Source organism: Streptomyces sp. NPDC029138 (assembly GCF_055564375.1).
In genome coordinates this window covers 38,398-53,082 of sequence record NZ_JBVHWM010000001.1, presented here as the reverse complement: position 1 = coordinate 53,082, position 14,685 = coordinate 38,398, and the positions used below count along the sequence as shown (strand labels likewise).

Here is a 14,685-nt window from a genome sequence, read left to right as displayed (position 1 = left end):
TCCGGTCAGTCGAGGCCCGCGGACGCGGACACCGGCGCGGACACGGAAGGGGACACGGAAGGGGACACGGTGGGGGAAGCCGACTCGGTGGCTTTCGGCAGGTCCATCTGGCGGCCGATGCCGCCCTCCGGCCGTATCCGACCGGGCGCCCGGCCGCCGTCGGCGTTGGTGCCGAAGGGCAGCAGGGAGGACGGGTTCAGGGAGGTGCCCCAGCCCATGAAGGCGGCGGCGAGCACGCCCGCGTAGGTGAGGCAGACGGCACCGAGGAACAGGCCGAGGCGGCGCAGCACCTTGGACCGGCGTCCGGTGGTGTCGACGAACACGGGTCCCTCGGTGGGCCCGTTGCCATGTTTGCGGCGACGACCGCGCCCGGCGGCGCGAGTTTCGATGGCGGGTTCGGATTGCATTCCCCGGATATTAGAGAGCCTTTATGTGGCCTTTTCTCGGGAATTCTTGTGAGCCGGCCGAGATTCTTGTGAGCCGCCCATGAAGGCGCCCTGAACCTGTTGCCGGGCTGAGAGGACGCACGGAGTCCATACCCCGGTGTGAGAGATTTCGCCTCATGAGGAGTCCACTGAGGCCCATGGCCGGCGCCGGCTGCGCGGTCGCGCTCGCGGTGACGGGTTGTTCCGCGCAGGCCACGAGCCCACCGCACGCCGCCGCCTCCAGCACCGCCGCCGCCCCCGCGGCCGGCACCGCCTACGCCCCCTACGTCAGCGCCACCGAGGCCGCGGCCACCGACTCCGCCGGGTCCCCGGCGGCGTACAACCTCGCCTTCGTGATCTCCGGTGGCGGTGGCTGTACGCCGAAGTGGAACGGCACCGAGGCGATCGTCGACTCCGCCGTGACATCCCGGATATCCGCGCTGAAGAAAAACGGCGCCACGGTGCGGGTGTCTTTCGGCGGCGCCTCCGGAAAGGAGTTGGCCGCCGCCTGTGACAGTGTTTCGGAACTCGCCGCCGCCTATGGCAAGGCGCTGGACGCGGCGGGCTCCAGTGCGGCCGACTTCGACATCGAGGGGGACGAGCTGGCCAACTCCGCTTCCGTCGACCTGCGTTCGCGGGCGATAGCGCGGTTGCAGAAGGAACGGCCGGATCTGGAGGTCTCCTTCACCCTTCCGGTGATGCCGTCGGGGCTCGACGCGGACGGCCTCGCGCTGCTGGAGACCGCGAACACGTACGACGTCCAGGTCTCCACGGTCGACCTCATGACCATGAACTACGGCGAGTCGTACGACGGCGACATGGGGGACTACGCCGTGACGTCCGCGACGGCCGCGCACGCCCAGCTGAAGAAGGTGTTCGGGCTGTCGGACGCGGGTGCCTGGCGGGGCATGGCGCTGACCTCGATGATCGGCGTCAACGACGTGTCCGGCGAGACGTTCACGCTCTCCGACGCGGGTCAGGTGCGGGGGTTCGCGGAGCGGAAGGGGGTCGCCTGGGTGTCGATGTGGTCGACGCTCCGGGACCAGAAGTGCGAGGACGGGCAGCCCGGGCAGGACGAGGCGGCCACGGATTGCAGCGGGGTGAGCCAGAGTTCCGGCGCCTTCGCGCGCCGCTTCTCCGGCTGAGCGAGTCGCTACGGCGCCTCAGCGGCGGCGGAACACCAGTCGCCCCGCCACCACGGTCGCCACGCACGTCGCCGCGCCCCGCTCGGCCAGTTCCTCCTCGTCGCGTACGTCGAAGACGGCGAAGCGGGCGGCGGAGCCCTCCCGGCGTTCGGTTGCCGGCATCGGGGGCCGGGCGGAGCCGAACGGATCGAGGGACGGCGGGTCGTCGGGGGTGCCCAGCCGTCCCACGGTCCCGAGCCCGGTGCGTCGTACGGCGTCCCGCACCGCGCGGTTGGCGAAGGGCTCGCAGGCCACGGCGACCGTGCCGTACGTCAGCATGCGCTGGATGCCACGCCGGGCGCTCGCGCCCCAGCGGACGTCGTCCAGGGTGAGCAGGGCGAGCGCGTCCCCGGACAGCGGCTCGGTGCCGAGGTCGTCGGCCTCCCGTGGGTCCGGGTGGTACGTCCGCTCCAGCAGCTCGTTGCCGTAGAGGTTGACGAACCCGGGCGTGAGGATGCCGGGCCAGGTGCGCACGCGCACGCGTGGCTGCGCGGCGGCCAGCTCCTCCAGGGGCCCGACCGCCTCGATCCACTCCCCCTTGACGAGGAAGGCGTGCCCTCTGGAGTCCGCGTGAATCGTCAGCAAGACGGCCCTAGTTCGACGCGAGCAGCTTCAGTTCGGGGTGGGCCGTGCCGCCCTCGATGGCCGTCGAGGAGATGTGGGAGACCACGCGGTCGTCCACGGGGTCGTTCGCCGGGTCGTCGTGGACGACCAGGTGCTCGTACGTCGTCGCCCGCTGCGCCGGGACGCGGCCCGCCTTGCGGATCAGGTCGATGATCTCCAGGCGGTTGGAGCGGTGCTTGGCGCCGGCCGAGGAGACCACGTTCTCCTCCAGCATGATCGAGCCCAGGTCGTCCGCGCCGTAGTGCAGGGACAGCTGGCCGACCTCCTTGCCGGTGGTGAGCCACGAGCCCTGGATGTGCTGGACGTTGTCCAGGAAGAGGCGGGCGATGGCGATCATCCGCAGGTACTCGAAGAGGGTCGCCTGGGTGCGGCCCTTCAGGTGGTTGTTCTCGGGCTGGTAGGTGTACGGGATGAACGCGCGGAAGCCACCCGTACGGTCCTGTACGTCCCGGATCATCCGCAGGTGCTCGATCCGCTCGGCGTTGGTCTCGCCGGTGCCCATCAGCATGGTGGAGGTGGACTCGACGCCCAGCCGGTGCGCGGTCTCCATGATCTCCAGCCAGCGCTCACCGCTCTCCTTGAGGGGCGCGATGGCCTTGCGGGGGCGCTCGGGGAGCAGTTCCGCGCCGGCACCGGCGAAGGAGTCCAGGCCGGCCTCGTGGATCCGGGTGATGGCCTCTTCCACCGAGACTCCGCTGATCCGGGCCATGTGCTCGACCTCGGACGCGCCCAGGGAGTGGATGACCAGCTGCGGGAAGGCTTCCTTGATGGCCCGGAAGTGCTTCTCGTAGTACTCGACGCCGTAGTCCGGGTGGTGACCGCCCTGGAACATGATCTGGGTGCCGCCGAGTTCGACGGTCTCGGCGCAGCGGCGCAGGATGTCGTCCAGATCCCGCGTCCAGCCCTTCTCCTTGTCCTTGGGGGCCGCGTAGAAGGCGCAGAACTTGCACGCCGTGACACACACGTTCGTGTAGTTGATGTTCCGCTCGATGATGTACGTGGCGATGTGCTCGATGCCCGCGTACTTGCGGCGGCGCACGGCGTCGGCGGCGGCGCCCAGGGCGTGCAGGGGGGCGTCGCGGTAGAGGACGAGCGCCTCTTCCGGGGTGATCCGCCCACCGGCGGCGGCACGGTCGAGGACAGACGTGAGGTCGGCCTTCTCGGTCACCAGGGCGTCCCTTTCGTCAAGGGTTGTGGACGGACTGAGTCAGCCTACGCCAGCCCTTTCGGCCGCCCGCGCTCAGGCCGCGTACGCGCCGATCAGCAGTCCGGTGAGGGCACCGGCGAGGAGGAACGGGCCGAACGGCACGGCCGTCTTCCGGCCCGCCCGCCGGGCCAGCACGAGCGCGCCGCCGTAGAGCGCGCCGAGCAGGAACCCGGCGAAGGTGCCGAGCAGCACGGTGGGCCAGCCGTACCAGCCGAGTACGGCGCCCGCGCCCACGGCCAGCTTCACGTCGCCGAAGCCCATGCCGCCCGGGTTGACGCGGTACAGCACGTAGTAGCCGGCGCCCAGCGCGAGGGCGCCGTACAGGGCGGTGCGCCAGTGGCCGGCGTGTTCGGGGAGCAGGGCGGCGAGGCCGAGCAGGGCGAGGGCGGTGGCGGCCAGCGGGAGGGTCAGCGGATCGGGCAGCCGCTGCACCCGGAAGTCGACGGCGGCGAGCAGCACGCCGACGGGCGCGAGCAGCAGCCACACCCCCAGCTCGGGCCGGGTGCCGGTGGCGGCGGCGATGGCGGCGCAGACGAGGGCGGTGGCGGTGGCGAGGAGGGGCGCGGAGGGGGCGTACGGCTCGTACGACGTGACGGGCGCCCGCCCCTCGGCTCCCCCGCGTTCGCCCCCGCGCGCGCACTCCCCGCACCGGACCCCGCCCAGCCACCCCCGGACCGGATGGTGGCCGCCGGGACAGCGGTCGCGCCAGGGCTCGCCGGACGGTACGGCGAAACGGTAGGCGGCGCGGGGCAGCAGCGCCCCCGCCAGTGCGCCCCACAGCAGGGCGCCGAGCGCCAGCGCCCCTGTGGTCACCCCGCCCACGCTTCCCCCCTCGGTCGGCCTGTCCCGGGTTCCTACCCCGTTCAGGGCTGGAGCAGTTCCACCTTCACGTCGGCCGGGAAGCCGGTCGTCGGGCCGACCCGGCGGGCGAACTCGGCGACGGCCTCCAGCTGCGGGGCGCCGAAGCTGAAGTCGAGGGTGGTGAAGTACTGCTCCAGGGTGGCCTCGTCGAACTCCTCCCAGCGGGCGGCCTGTTCGGCGACCTTGTGCACCTCTTCCAGGGAGAGGTTGCGGGAGGCGAGGAAGGCCTCGTGGACCTGGCGGGTGAGTGACGGCTCGCGTTCCAGGTAGTCCCGGCGGGCCGCCCACACCGCGAAGACGAACGGCAGGCCGGTCCACTCCTTCCACAGCGCGCCGAGGTCGTGCACCTGGAGACCGAAGCGGGGTCCGTCGAGGAGGTTGGCGCGCAGGGCGGCGTCGCCGATGAGGACGGCGGCCTCCGCCTCCTGCATCATCAGGCTGAGGTCCGGCGGGCAGGTGTAGTAGTCGGGCTGGACGCCGTACCGCTCGGCGAGCAGCAGCTGGGCGAGCCGGACCGAGGTGCGCGAGGTCGAACCGAGGGCGACCCGGGCGCCGTCGAGCTGGTCCAGCGGGACCTGCGAGACGATCACGCAGGACATCACCGGACCGTCGCAGCCGACGGCGATGTCGGGGAAGGCGACGAGGTCGTCGGCGTTGCGCAGGAACTCCACCAGGGTGATGGGGCCGATGTCGAGGTCGCCGCGCACGAGCCGCTCGCTGAGCTTCTCCGGGGTGTCCTTGGTGAGCTCGAAGTCGAGGAGCGTGCCGGTTCTCGCGAGCCCCCAGTAGAGGGGCAGGCAGTTCAGGAACTGGATGTGGCCGACGCGCGGCCGGGTGCGAGAATTGTCCACATCGCGAGACTAGACCCCGTGGGGTACGGTGCTGGGACCGACCCCACCCCCGAACGGCCTAGCGGACGTTCAAACATCCGGGTGACGTGATCTTGATCCCTATTGCTTTCGGCTGCCCGGATGCTAGGCTTGCCGCAAGTTGCAGTTTGGTTTCCCTTGCAGTACAGAGCCTGCGGAGCATGTAACCGCAGGCTCTCGTCGTTTTCAGACGAATGCAGTCGTGCAGCACCGTTTCGCACTTGCAGGTTCTGGAGGCAGGGCAACCCTTTTGAGCCCAAGGAGGGCTTATGGCTACCGGAACCGTCAAGTGGTTCAACGCCGAAAAGGGCTTTGGCTTCATCGCCCAGGAGGGCGGCGGCCCCGACGTCTTCGTTCACTACTCCGCGATCAACGCCTCCGGCTTCCGCTCCCTCGAGGAGAACCAGCAGGTGAGCTTCGACGTGACGCAGGGCCCGAAGGGCCCGCAGGCGGAGAACGTCACTCCCGTCTGATCACTGCCTGATCGCAGAACCTGAGTGCAGTACCCAAGGAGCCCCGCGCCACCGGCGACGGGGCTCCTGCCTTTCCCCGTTCATTTCGTATTCACGAACGCTCACATGTGCTGCATGATCAGCACGAACTTGGTCCCGGCCGCGAGCGCCTCGTACGTGTGAGGCAGGTCTCCCCGGTACGACATGTAGTCCCCGGGGCCGAGTTCCACGGCCCCGCCGCGCGGACCGGCTTTCACGGCCCCGTCGCTGACCACGATGTGCTCGACGGTCCCCGGAATGTGGGGCTCTGAATCCCGTACGGTCCCGGGCTCCAGCCACACGTAATAAATGTCCCGGCGCGCCCCCGGCGGGCTCGCCGACAGCAGCGCGGCCACATAGCTGGACTGCTCCGAGCCGACCGTGGGCCCCTCGCCGGCCCGGACCACCTGGACGCTGGGCGTCGGTGACTCCACCAGCGCACTGAACGGCACGCCGAGCGCCACCGCGAGCGCCCAGATGGTCTCCATGCTCGGGTTCCCGCTCGCGGCCTCCAGCTGGGACAGCGTGGACTTGGCGATTCCGGCGCGTTTGGCCAGCTCGGACAGGGACAGACCGGCACGGCCGCGCTCCCGCTTCAGGGACGCGGCGATCCACTCCAGGGGGAGCCGGGCGGGCACCTCGGACATGTGCGTTCGCTCCATCGGTACGATCGTTCGCCTTGACGGACAGGGCGCTCACTGTCCATTGTAGGAAACATGCGTTCGGTACAGCGAACACCCGCGAGGGCCGGCCACGGCTCACTCGTCCGCGACAGCTCGCTCATTTGGCTGGCCAGCGGCATCGTCGGCGTCTCCTTCGGCGCCGTCTCCGTCGCCGGCGGGCTGCCGATGTGGGTGCCGGTGCTGATGTCCCTCGTGGTCTACGCGGGCTCGGCCCAGTTCAGCGCGGTGGGCGTGCTGCTCGCCGGGGGCGGTCCGGTGGCCGCCGTGGCCACCGGACTGCTGCTCAACACCCGGACGGCGGCCTTCAGTCTGGCCGTGGCCGAGATCATCGGCACGGGCCGCGCGGCCCGCTTCCTGGGCGCCCACCTGGTCACCGACGAGACGGTCGCCTTCGCCCTCGCCCAGTCCGACCCGGTACGCCGGCGACGGGCGTTCTGGATATCCGGGCTCGGCCTGTTCGCCGTGTGGAACACCGGCGTCCTGGCCGGCGCGCTCGCGGGCGGCGCCCTCGGCGACACCGCCCGCTACGGACTGGACGCCGCGTTCCCCGCCGTCCTGGTCGCCCTGGTCCTGCCCGCCCTCCGCGCCGACGCGACCGTACGGCGGTGCGCCCTGCTCGGCGCCGCCCTGGCCCCGGCGGCCACGCCCGCCGTCCCGGCCGGGGTCCCGGTCCTGTTGGCCCTGGCCGGACTCTCTCTGCACCGCCGCCGGGGAGCCGCCGCATGAACGCCACGCTCGCCGTGATCCTCGCCCTGGCCGTCGGCACGTACGCCTTCCGGCTGGTCGGCCCGGTCCTGCACGGCCGGGTCACGGTCCCGCCCCGCGTCCAGGAGCTGGCCTCGGCGGGCGCGGTGGTCCTCCTGGTCGCCCTGCTGGCCACGGGCGCGCTGACCGAGTCCGGCGGCTTCGCGGGCTGGGCCCGCCCCGCCGGCGTCCTGGTCGGCGCCGCACTGGCCTGGCGCCGGGCACCGTTCGCCGTGGTGGTGCTGGGGGCGGCCACGACGACGGCACTGCTGCGGCTGGCGGGGGTGGGTTAGGCGGCGTTCCGCCAGACGGTCAGGTCGCCGGTGAGGAAGGCGATGTCGGGCATCGCGGTGGACTTCGTCTGGATCACGTACAGCCCGATGTTGCCCTCGTCGTCCTTCATGCAGAACTCGGTACCGGTCGCCGCGATGCTGAGCGTCCAACTGTGCTTCGTTGCGTACTTGAGGAGGAGACGGTACTCACAGAGGGCCCGGTGACTGACCGGACTGCGGCATCTGCCACAGCCCCGCCATGAACGCCGCGATCAACAACCCCACGTCTTAGGATTGCCTGTGCCGATGATCGTCCCGTGCCATGCGATCCAGCCTATCGCTCCGACACAGTCGTTTGCCGTGCCGGTCACACCGACGGGACCTGCCTGGTAGGCATAGTTACCGTCGTCAGAGCCGCCAGGGAAGGTGGACTTGCATGGCTGACCCTCGCCGGACGTTTGCGCACACCGCATGATGTAGACGTAGGTCTCAGCGACAACGCCGTAGGCGCGGCCTCGGTGGTAGAAGCAGGCGCTGTTGGTCCCGCCGTTGCTGCTGTTGTAATAGATGGTCAGCTCACCAACTACGCCTTCTCCTGGGTACGAGAAGGTCTCGGTATGAGTGATGGTGCCGGAGCAGGAGGTGGCGGCCTGCGCGGGGGTGGAGATGAGCAGGTTGACGCCTATGAGGGTGGCCAGCGTAGTCAGTAAGACCAGGGCACGACGAGGAAGTCGCATGCGGTTCCTTTGAGAGAAACGATTAACTGACGAGATCGCGGATCATGGTAGCGAGCGCCGTGTGTGCTGACCCCATGGATCGGACTCGTTGGAGGAGGCTCCAGCTGCTTTCGGCCTGCTTCGCTCCCCCTCGAATCGATCTCTGCACGAACAGCGTGGCCAGCCACGGCGGTACGCCGTCGGCGTCGGCGTCGATCAGTTCGGCGGTGTACGCCCCCCGCACCCGCCGAGCCGCCTTGATCTCCCTGCCGAACCGCCGCCGGAAATCGGGGTCGTCCGCCAGCTCCGGCCGTACGACCTTGAGCGCGACGGGCCGGCCGCCCTGCGTGTGGGACAGGTAGACCCGGCCCATACCGCCCGCGCCCAGCCGCGCGGCGAGCCGGTAGCCCGCCACCACGGGCGGGTCGTCCGCCTGGAGTGGCTGGAACACCTCCGTCGACTGGTTCATCGGCCTGTACCCCCCAGTTGATGCGTTGGCCAACGGCAGCAGCCTAAGCGGAGTGTCGGTGCGGGCCGCTACGGTCCCTCCCCATGACCGACACCCGCGCCTTCTACGACACCATCGCCGAGGACTACGCCGACCATTTCCGCGATCCCCTGGCCGAGAGGCCCCTGGAGCGGGCCCTGCTCAGCGCGTACGCCGAACAGGTCGGCCCCCGCGGCACGGTGGCCGACCTCGGCTGCGGCCCCGGCGACGTCACCGCCCACCTGGCCGGCCTGGGCCTGTCCGTCTTCGGCCTGGACCTCTCCGACGCCATGATCGCCATCGCCCGCCGCCGGCACCCCGCGCTGCGGTTCGAACAGGGCTCCATGCGGAAGCTGTCTGTCGCCGACGGTTCGCTGGCCGGGGTGGTCTCCTGGTACTCCAGCATCCACACACCTGTGGACGAACTGCCCGACCTGTTCACCGAGTTCCACCGGGTACTGGCCACCGGTGGCCGCCTCCTGCTCGCCTTCCAGGTGGGTGACGTACCGCTCCGCCTCGAACGCCCCTTCGGTCACGACGTGGCCCTGGACTACCACCGGCGCCACCCCGAGCAGATGGCGGACCTGCTCTCCGACGCCGGTTTCACCCTCCGCTCCACCACCGTGCGCGGACCCGAGGTGACCCGGGGCGAATCACCCGTCCCGCAGGCGTTCCTTCTCGCCCAGAAGGAAGGCTGACCAAGCGGAAGGGGTGACGGTGAGGTGGGCGGCGAGGGGTTGCTTCGAGTCGCGGATGTGGATGGCGGTGGGGTGGGGGGCGACTTCCACGCAATCGCCGCCTTCTCCACCGCTGTGGCTGGATTTGAACCAAGTGAGTTCTGCGCTGCTCATAGCGTCTCCAGCTTCTTTTCGATCAACGCCCGTGTTTCCAAGGGTGGAAGTGCTACGGCCCGCATGATCCCATAGCGGTCGGCGATCTTCCGTACCTCCTCCCGGTCCGTGATGAGGCGGGGGAACCCCTGGATCTCCGTGTACGCGACCTGCGAGTGCCCCCTGGGAACAAGGAGGTTGAACGCGCCGTCCATGTTCGGGTGTTCCTGTAGGCGCGTCGGCATCACCTGGATCTCCACGTTCCTCATGCTGCCGACGTCCAGCAGGCGGCGCAGTTGCTCGGCGTGAACGCGTGGCCCGCCGATCGGTCGATCGAGCACGACCTCTTCGAGTACATAGCTGACCACGGGGGCCGGTACGCGCTCGAACACTTGCTGGCGTGAGAGTCGGTCGGCGACCCGCTTCTCGATGGTCTCCTCGCTGAGGAACGGCCGCCGTTTGGTGAACACCGCCCGCGCGTAAGCCTCGGTCTGCAACAACCCCTGCACCGCGTGGTTGGAGTAGTGGTGCAGCTCCACAGCCTCCGCTTCCATCGCCGCGTAGCTCCGGTACCACTCCGGGTGCCGGGTCCGCGCCTTGGCCATCGCCTCCTCGACCTCCGGGATGACGTCTGTGAACAGCCCGTCGGCCTTGAGGATTTCGTCTGCCCTCCGCAGGAATTCCGGCCTTGGCGTCCGCACCCCCCGCTCGATGGCCGAGATCAGATCCGGACCGTATCCCGCCAGCTGACCGAACTCCCTCTGGTTCAGCCCCGCCTTCTCCCGCAGCAACTTCAGCTGCTTGCCGATGACCATGAACACCGCGTGCGACCCGTTCGCCTCCGCCGGTGTCTCCGGCCTCCGCTCCTCCATCACGACACCCTCCACGACACCCGTACACCAGACGGCCCGCACTCGTACGACTACGGAGAGTCGCCGAGTTTCCCCTGGTCAGGGTAGAGAGAAGTGACCACTGTCGGTGATGTGAACGTAGAAATCTCCACCCCCACAACCGAACTCGTCCAACGGCTCAGCTCGACGCCCCGAGGCGCCCGGCTGGCCCGTCGGCTCACCGGTACCGCGCTCGCCACCTGGGGATACCCGCACGACGGCGACCTCAGCCACACCGCCCAGCTCATCGTGGCGGAACTCGCCGCCAACGCCGTCACGCACGGTCGCGTACCGGGCCGGGACTTCGAACTGCGGCTCGCACTGCTCCCCGCCGAGGACACCTTGCGTATCGAGGTGAGCGACGCCCGGGGCGACCGCGCCCTGCGGTTCCTGGACGGGCGGTTGGAGGACGAGAACGGCCGGGGTCTCGTCGTCGTACAGGTGCTGGCCAGGCTGTGGGGCGTGTCAGAGCGGGACGTCGGCAAGACGGTCTGGGTGGAGTTGGCGCTCAGCGGAGGGCGGCGACCGTGTCCGCGAAGGCCCGGGCCGGCGGGCTGAGGGCGTCCCAGCGGCGGACGGCCCAGCCGACGGGGAGGGGACGGAGGCCGGGCAGCGGGATCAGGCGCAGTGGGCCGTCGCCGGGGACCGGCAGTCCCGGTACGGCGGGGACGACCGCCCGTCCGATGCCCAGTTCGGCGAGCAGCAGGGCCGTGTCCCAGTCGGCCACGTTCGGCTCGTAGGCGAACCGCACGCCCCGCTCGGCGCACGCCGCTTCCAGGTGGGCGGCGGATGTGGAGTTCGGTGGGAGCCGGATGACCCGTGCGTCGGACAGCTCCGCCGGGTCCAGGTGCGGGCGGTCGGCCAGCGGGTCGTCCGCCCGGACCGCGAGGAGCCAGGGCAGTTCCACGACCGTTCGCTGCTCGATGCCCCGGACCGGTGGGCCGATGGTGATCCAGGCGAGGTCCAGCGTGCCGTCGGCGAGCGCGTCGAAACTGCCCCGGCCCGAACTGACCGTGCGGAACTCAAGGTTGACCTTGGGGTGCCGGCGGCGGAACGTGACGACCGCGTCGGACATGAAGTGCCGGACGGTCGTCGCGCCGGTGGCCACGCGGACGTACCCGCTGTGGCCGTCGACCAGGTCGCGGAGCTGGCGTACGGCGACGTCCAGGGCGTTGACGCCCTCGGCTGCGGCGGCTTCCAGTATCCGGCCGGCCTGCGTCGGGACGACTCCGCGCGGCTGGCGTTCCAGCAGGGCCACGCCGGTCTCCCGCTCAAGTCGCTTGACGTGCTGACTGACGGCGGACTGGGTGCGGCCGAGGTCACGGGCTACCGAGCTGAGGCTGCCCGCACGGCACACGGCGACGAACACGCGGAGGTCTTCCAGGGTCACAACCCCCAAGTTAACACTGGGGTTTGATGAGGAAACCCAAGGATTGACTGGGCTCAGCACAGCGCGCGAGGATCGTGAGCGGGCCGCGACCGACCCAGGCGGCAACCCGCTCCACGCCCCGCCGATTCCGGAGAAGGTGGGACCAGCGGGGAGCGGGTGCCGACCTTCGCTGTGCTGTGAAGTGACCGTTGGGCCGCTCGCTTCTCGGCCAGTGTCGTGCCTCCGCGAGCTGAGTAAAGGGCGCTGCGCGTCGCCTTCGGCGATGGCCCTCCGGGCCACCCTTGACTCACCTCGCTCCAGCACGAGGGAGAAGCGAGCGAGCGGCCCGGAAAGCCGGTGGCCCAGCCCGGTACCGGGCCCTCGGGCCAGTTGCCTCCGCATCGTCGGCAGGGCTGCGCGGACGCGCCTCGCCAGCACGCCGGGTGAGCTTAGCGGCGAACGCCCAGTGGGTGGGGCGCCGTCCCGCCTCGCCAGCACGCCGGGTGGGCTTAGCGGCGAACGGCGGGTGTGGGGAGGGGCGGCTCCCCCGACGGCGGGCCCCTCACACCGTGATTGGCAGATTTGTGCCAAGGGGTGCGGACAAATGGGCAGGTCGGGGGGCTGGGCGGTCGCCGGGAGTGGCCCAAATCCGCCAATCACCGGGCCCGTGTGACCTGAGGGGCTCATGGGACGCCCAGGACAGCAGCCGGGAGTCACCCCGCGCCCACCACCCGCAAGCCGCAAGCCGCCAGCCGCCAAACTCACCCGGCGTGCAGGCGAGACGCGGGCGCGCACCCCCACCGGCCGCAAGCCGCTAGGCCAGCCCGGCGTGCTGGCGAGGCGCCGACGCGTACCCCTAGCGCCGGGTGCGGGCGCAGTTGAGCCGGGGGCCCGTTGCCGCTGGGGCCACCGCTGTTCCGGGCCGCTCGCTCGCTTCTTCCTCGTGCTGGAGCGGGCCGGGTCAAGGGTGGGCCGGAGGCCCATCGCCGAAGGCGACGCGAAGCGCCCTTGACGCGGCCCGCGGAAGCACGACACTGGCCAAGAAGCGAGCGGCCCAACAGCAACCTCCCCGCTCCGCTCCCCTCAGCGCTCGTACAACCCCTCCACCTCGCCCGCGAAGTCCCGCAGGATCTGCTCGCGTCGCAGCTTCATGGAAGGGGTCAGGTGGCCTGCCGACTCGGTGAAGTCGACCGGGAGGACGGCGAAGCGGCGGATGGACTCGGGGCGGGAGACCATGCGGTTCGCCTCGTCGATCGCCCGCTGGAGGACGGCCCTCAACTCCTCGTCGTCGACCAGGAGTTCTGGCGGTACCGGGTGCTTGCCGATCATCTGGCGCCAGTGTGTGATGCCGTCGCGGTCCAGGGTGATGAGCGCCGCGACGTAGGGGCGGGCGTCGCCGACCAGCATCACCTGCGAGATCAGCGGGTGCTGGCGCAGCCAGTTCTCCAGCGGGGCCGGAGCCACCGACTTGCCGCCCGCCGTGATCAGGAGTTCCTTCTTGCGGCCGGTGATGGTCAGGTAGCCCTCGTCGTCCAGTTCGCCGAGGTCGCCCGTCGGCAGCCAGCCGTCGCGGGTGGCGGGGACCACTCCGCCCGCCTGGGGGTCCCAGTAGCCGCGCAGGACGTGGTCGCCGCCGATGAGGATCTCGCCGTCCGCCGCGATCCTCACCCGCGTGCCGGGCAGCGGCCAGCCGACCGTGCCCAGGCGCGGTTTCAGCGGCGGCGTGACCGTGGAGGCGCCGGTGGTCTCCGTGAGGCCGTAGCCCTCGAAGATCTCGATGCCGGCACCGGCGTAGAACGCGGCGAGGCGTCGGCCGAGCGGGGAGCCGCCGCAGATGGCGTACCGGACGCGGCCGCCCATGGCGGCGCGGAGGCGGCGGTAGACGAGGGGGTCGTAGAAGGCGCGCTGTGTCTTCAGGGCGCGCCCCGGGCCGTTGCCGGCGCCGGTCTGGCGGGCCTCCAGCGCCTCGCCGTAGCGCTGGGCCACGGCCGCCGCCCGGTCGAAGACCGACGCCCGGCCGCCGGCCTCCGCCTTGGCGCGCGCGGAGTTGTAGACCTTCTCCAGCATGTAGGGGATGGTCAGCAGGCAGGTCGGCTTGAAGGCGTCCAGGTCCGGGAGGAGATCCTGCGGGGCCAGGCTGGGGGCGTGGCCGAGGCGGACCCGGGCGCGGACGCAGGCGATGGCCACCATGCGGCCGAAGACGTGGGACATGGGGAGGAAGAGCAGGACCGACGGGTCCTCGCCCTTGGCCTTGAAGACGGGGTAGAGGAGTTCGATCGCGTTGTCGACCTCGGCGAAGAAGTTGCCGTGCGAGAGGGCGCAGCCCTTGGGCCGGCCGGTGGTGCCCGAGGTGTAGATCAGGGTGGCGAGCGTGTCGGGACCGAGCATGCCCCGGCGTACGCCGGTCTCGCCGTCCGGCACCGGTGCGCCCGCGTCGGCGAGGCGGGCCACGTGGTCCTTCTCCATCACCCACAGGTGGCGCAGGTCGGGCAGGTGGGCGAGTTCGGGACCGATGGCGGCGGCCTGGGCGGCGGTCTCGGTGACCAGGGCGACCGCGCCGGAGTCGTGGAGGATCCAGCGGGTCTGGAAGACGGAGGAGGTGGGGTAGATCGGGACCGTGACCAGGCCGGCCGCCCAGGCGGCGAAGTCGAGCAGGGTCCAGTCGTACGTCGTGCGGGACATGACGGCGATGCGGTCGCCGGGCACCAGCCCTTCGGCGATCAGTCCCTTCGCCACGGCCTGCACCTCGGCGGCGAAGCGGGCGGCCGTCACATCCCGCCAACTGCCGTCGGAGAGCTTGCGGCTGAGGACGACCTGGTCGGGGGCGGCCTCCGCGTTCTCGTACGGGAGGTCGGCCAGGGAGCCGTGGGTGACCGGGGGCGCGAACGGGGGGACCGCCACTTCGCGTACGGCCCCGTCCAGCCGGCGTATCTCGGGTTCGACGAGGACCGGGCGGCCGTCGTAGTCGGTGGCGGAGACCGGGGTGCCGGAGGAGGCGGGCGGGGTCGGGTACGGCGTGGACACGGGCGGCTC

At 70.7% G+C, this 14,685-nt stretch carries 17 protein-coding genes and 1 pseudogene; 6 read left to right on the top strand and 12 right to left on the bottom strand.

The window, feature by feature from the left end:
* Window positions 1–5 precede the first annotated feature (5 nt).
* Complete coding sequence (locus ACZ4WH_RS00290) at window positions 6–407, bottom strand: hypothetical protein (RefSeq protein WP_468174626.1); 402 nt, start codon at window positions 405–407, stop codon at window positions 6–8.
* A gap of 155 nt (window positions 408–562) precedes the next feature.
* Between ACZ4WH_RS00290 and ACZ4WH_RS00285 the strand changes: the two genes are divergently transcribed.
* The gene (locus ACZ4WH_RS00285; protein ID WP_468174623.1) at window positions 563–1,570 is read left to right on the top strand and encodes a chitinase; all 1,008 of its coding nucleotides are present in this window, start codon (window positions 563–565) and stop codon (window positions 1,568–1,570) included.
* A gap of 18 nt (window positions 1,571–1,588) precedes the next feature.
* Here ACZ4WH_RS00285 and ACZ4WH_RS00280 read toward each other — a convergent pair whose 3' ends face one another.
* From ACZ4WH_RS00280 to ACZ4WH_RS00265, 4 genes are all read right to left on the bottom strand, one after another.
* Window positions 1,589–2,194 (bottom strand): hypothetical protein, encoded by a 606-nt coding sequence (locus ACZ4WH_RS00280; RefSeq protein ID WP_468174620.1) that lies wholly within the window; start codon window positions 2,192–2,194, stop codon window positions 1,589–1,591.
* A gap of 7 nt (window positions 2,195–2,201) precedes the next feature.
* Window positions 2,202–3,401 (bottom strand): cyclic dehypoxanthinyl futalosine synthase, encoded by a 1,200-nt coding sequence (mqnC, locus tag ACZ4WH_RS00275; protein WP_014674270.1) that lies wholly within the window; start codon window positions 3,399–3,401, stop codon window positions 2,202–2,204.
* Between the two features lie 72 nt (window positions 3,402–3,473).
* Window positions 3,474–4,253 (bottom strand): prepilin peptidase, encoded by a 780-nt coding sequence (locus tag ACZ4WH_RS00270; RefSeq protein WP_468174617.1) that lies wholly within the window; start codon window positions 4,251–4,253, stop codon window positions 3,474–3,476.
* Between the two features lie 50 nt (window positions 4,254–4,303).
* The gene (locus ACZ4WH_RS00265) at window positions 4,304–5,152 is read right to left on the bottom strand and encodes a menaquinone biosynthetic enzyme MqnA/MqnD family protein (protein WP_364864206.1); all 849 of its coding nucleotides are present in this window, start codon (window positions 5,150–5,152) and stop codon (window positions 4,304–4,306) included.
* 287 nt (window positions 5,153–5,439) lie between these two features.
* Between ACZ4WH_RS00265 and ACZ4WH_RS00260 the strand changes: the two genes are divergently transcribed.
* Window positions 5,440–5,643 (top strand): cold-shock protein, encoded by a 204-nt coding sequence (locus tag ACZ4WH_RS00260; RefSeq protein ID WP_003992177.1) that lies wholly within the window; start codon window positions 5,440–5,442, stop codon window positions 5,641–5,643.
* A gap of 101 nt (window positions 5,644–5,744) precedes the next feature.
* On the opposite strand, the gene ACZ4WH_RS00255 is transcribed toward ACZ4WH_RS00260, so the two are convergent.
* Window positions 5,745–6,308, bottom strand: a complete 564-nt coding sequence (locus ACZ4WH_RS00255; RefSeq protein ID WP_468175523.1) for a helix-turn-helix domain-containing protein — start codon at window positions 6,306–6,308, stop codon at window positions 5,745–5,747.
* A 69-nt stretch (window positions 6,309–6,377) separates the two neighbouring features.
* Between ACZ4WH_RS00255 and ACZ4WH_RS00250 the strand changes: the two genes are divergently transcribed.
* Window positions 6,378–7,070, top strand: a complete 693-nt coding sequence (locus ACZ4WH_RS00250; protein ID WP_468174614.1) for an AzlC family ABC transporter permease — start codon at window positions 6,378–6,380, stop codon at window positions 7,068–7,070.
* Window positions 7,067–7,381 (top strand): AzlD domain-containing protein, encoded by a 315-nt coding sequence (locus ACZ4WH_RS00245; protein ID WP_468174611.1) that lies wholly within the window; start codon window positions 7,067–7,069, stop codon window positions 7,379–7,381. The genes ACZ4WH_RS00250 and ACZ4WH_RS00245 overlap by 4 nt, the downstream gene beginning before the upstream one ends.
* 251 nt (window positions 7,382–7,632) lie before the next feature.
* Here ACZ4WH_RS00245 and ACZ4WH_RS00240 read toward each other — a convergent pair whose 3' ends face one another.
* Window positions 7,633–8,097, bottom strand: a complete 465-nt coding sequence (locus ACZ4WH_RS00240; protein WP_468174608.1) for a hypothetical protein — start codon at window positions 8,095–8,097, stop codon at window positions 7,633–7,635.
* Window positions 8,098–8,242: 145 nt separating this feature from the next.
* A pseudogene (locus ACZ4WH_RS00235) lies at window positions 8,243–8,545 on the bottom strand (serine/threonine-protein kinase); the annotation flags it as partial.
* A gap of 83 nt (window positions 8,546–8,628) precedes the next feature.
* Here ACZ4WH_RS00235 and ACZ4WH_RS00230 point away from each other — a divergent pair.
* Window positions 8,629–9,261: a class I SAM-dependent methyltransferase gene (locus ACZ4WH_RS00230; RefSeq protein ID WP_468174605.1), complete on the top strand. Its 633-nt coding sequence runs from the start codon at window positions 8,629–8,631 to the stop codon at window positions 9,259–9,261.
* On the opposite strand, the gene ACZ4WH_RS00225 is transcribed toward ACZ4WH_RS00230, so the two are convergent.
* Window positions 9,217–9,414, bottom strand: coding sequence for a DUF397 domain-containing protein (locus ACZ4WH_RS00225; RefSeq protein WP_078629915.1), 198 nt, complete (start codon window positions 9,412–9,414; stop codon window positions 9,217–9,219). The genes ACZ4WH_RS00230 and ACZ4WH_RS00225 overlap by 45 nt on opposite strands.
* Window positions 9,411–10,265: a helix-turn-helix domain-containing protein gene (locus ACZ4WH_RS00220; RefSeq protein ID WP_468175520.1), complete on the bottom strand. Its 855-nt coding sequence runs from the start codon at window positions 10,263–10,265 to the stop codon at window positions 9,411–9,413. The genes ACZ4WH_RS00225 and ACZ4WH_RS00220 overlap by 4 nt, the downstream gene beginning before the upstream one ends.
* Before the next feature lie 111 nt (window positions 10,266–10,376).
* Between ACZ4WH_RS00220 and ACZ4WH_RS00215 the strand changes: the two genes are divergently transcribed.
* Window positions 10,377–10,841: an ATP-binding protein gene (locus tag ACZ4WH_RS00215; RefSeq protein ID WP_468174602.1), complete on the top strand. Its 465-nt coding sequence runs from the start codon at window positions 10,377–10,379 to the stop codon at window positions 10,839–10,841.
* Here the strand turns inward: ACZ4WH_RS00215 and ACZ4WH_RS00210 are convergent.
* Entirely contained in the window at window positions 10,792–11,673 is an 882-nt protein-coding gene (locus ACZ4WH_RS00210; protein ID WP_468174599.1) for a LysR family transcriptional regulator, read from the bottom strand. The two genes, ACZ4WH_RS00215 and ACZ4WH_RS00210, sit on opposite strands and share 50 nt — an antisense overlap.
* A gap of 1,062 nt (window positions 11,674–12,735) precedes the next feature.
* Window positions 12,736–14,676 carry an AMP-dependent synthetase/ligase gene (locus ACZ4WH_RS00205; protein ID WP_468174596.1) on the bottom strand — a complete coding sequence of 647 codons (1,941 nt, stop codon included), beginning with the start codon at window positions 14,674–14,676 and terminating at the stop codon, window positions 12,736–12,738.
* Window positions 14,677–14,685: the final 9 nt, after the last annotated feature.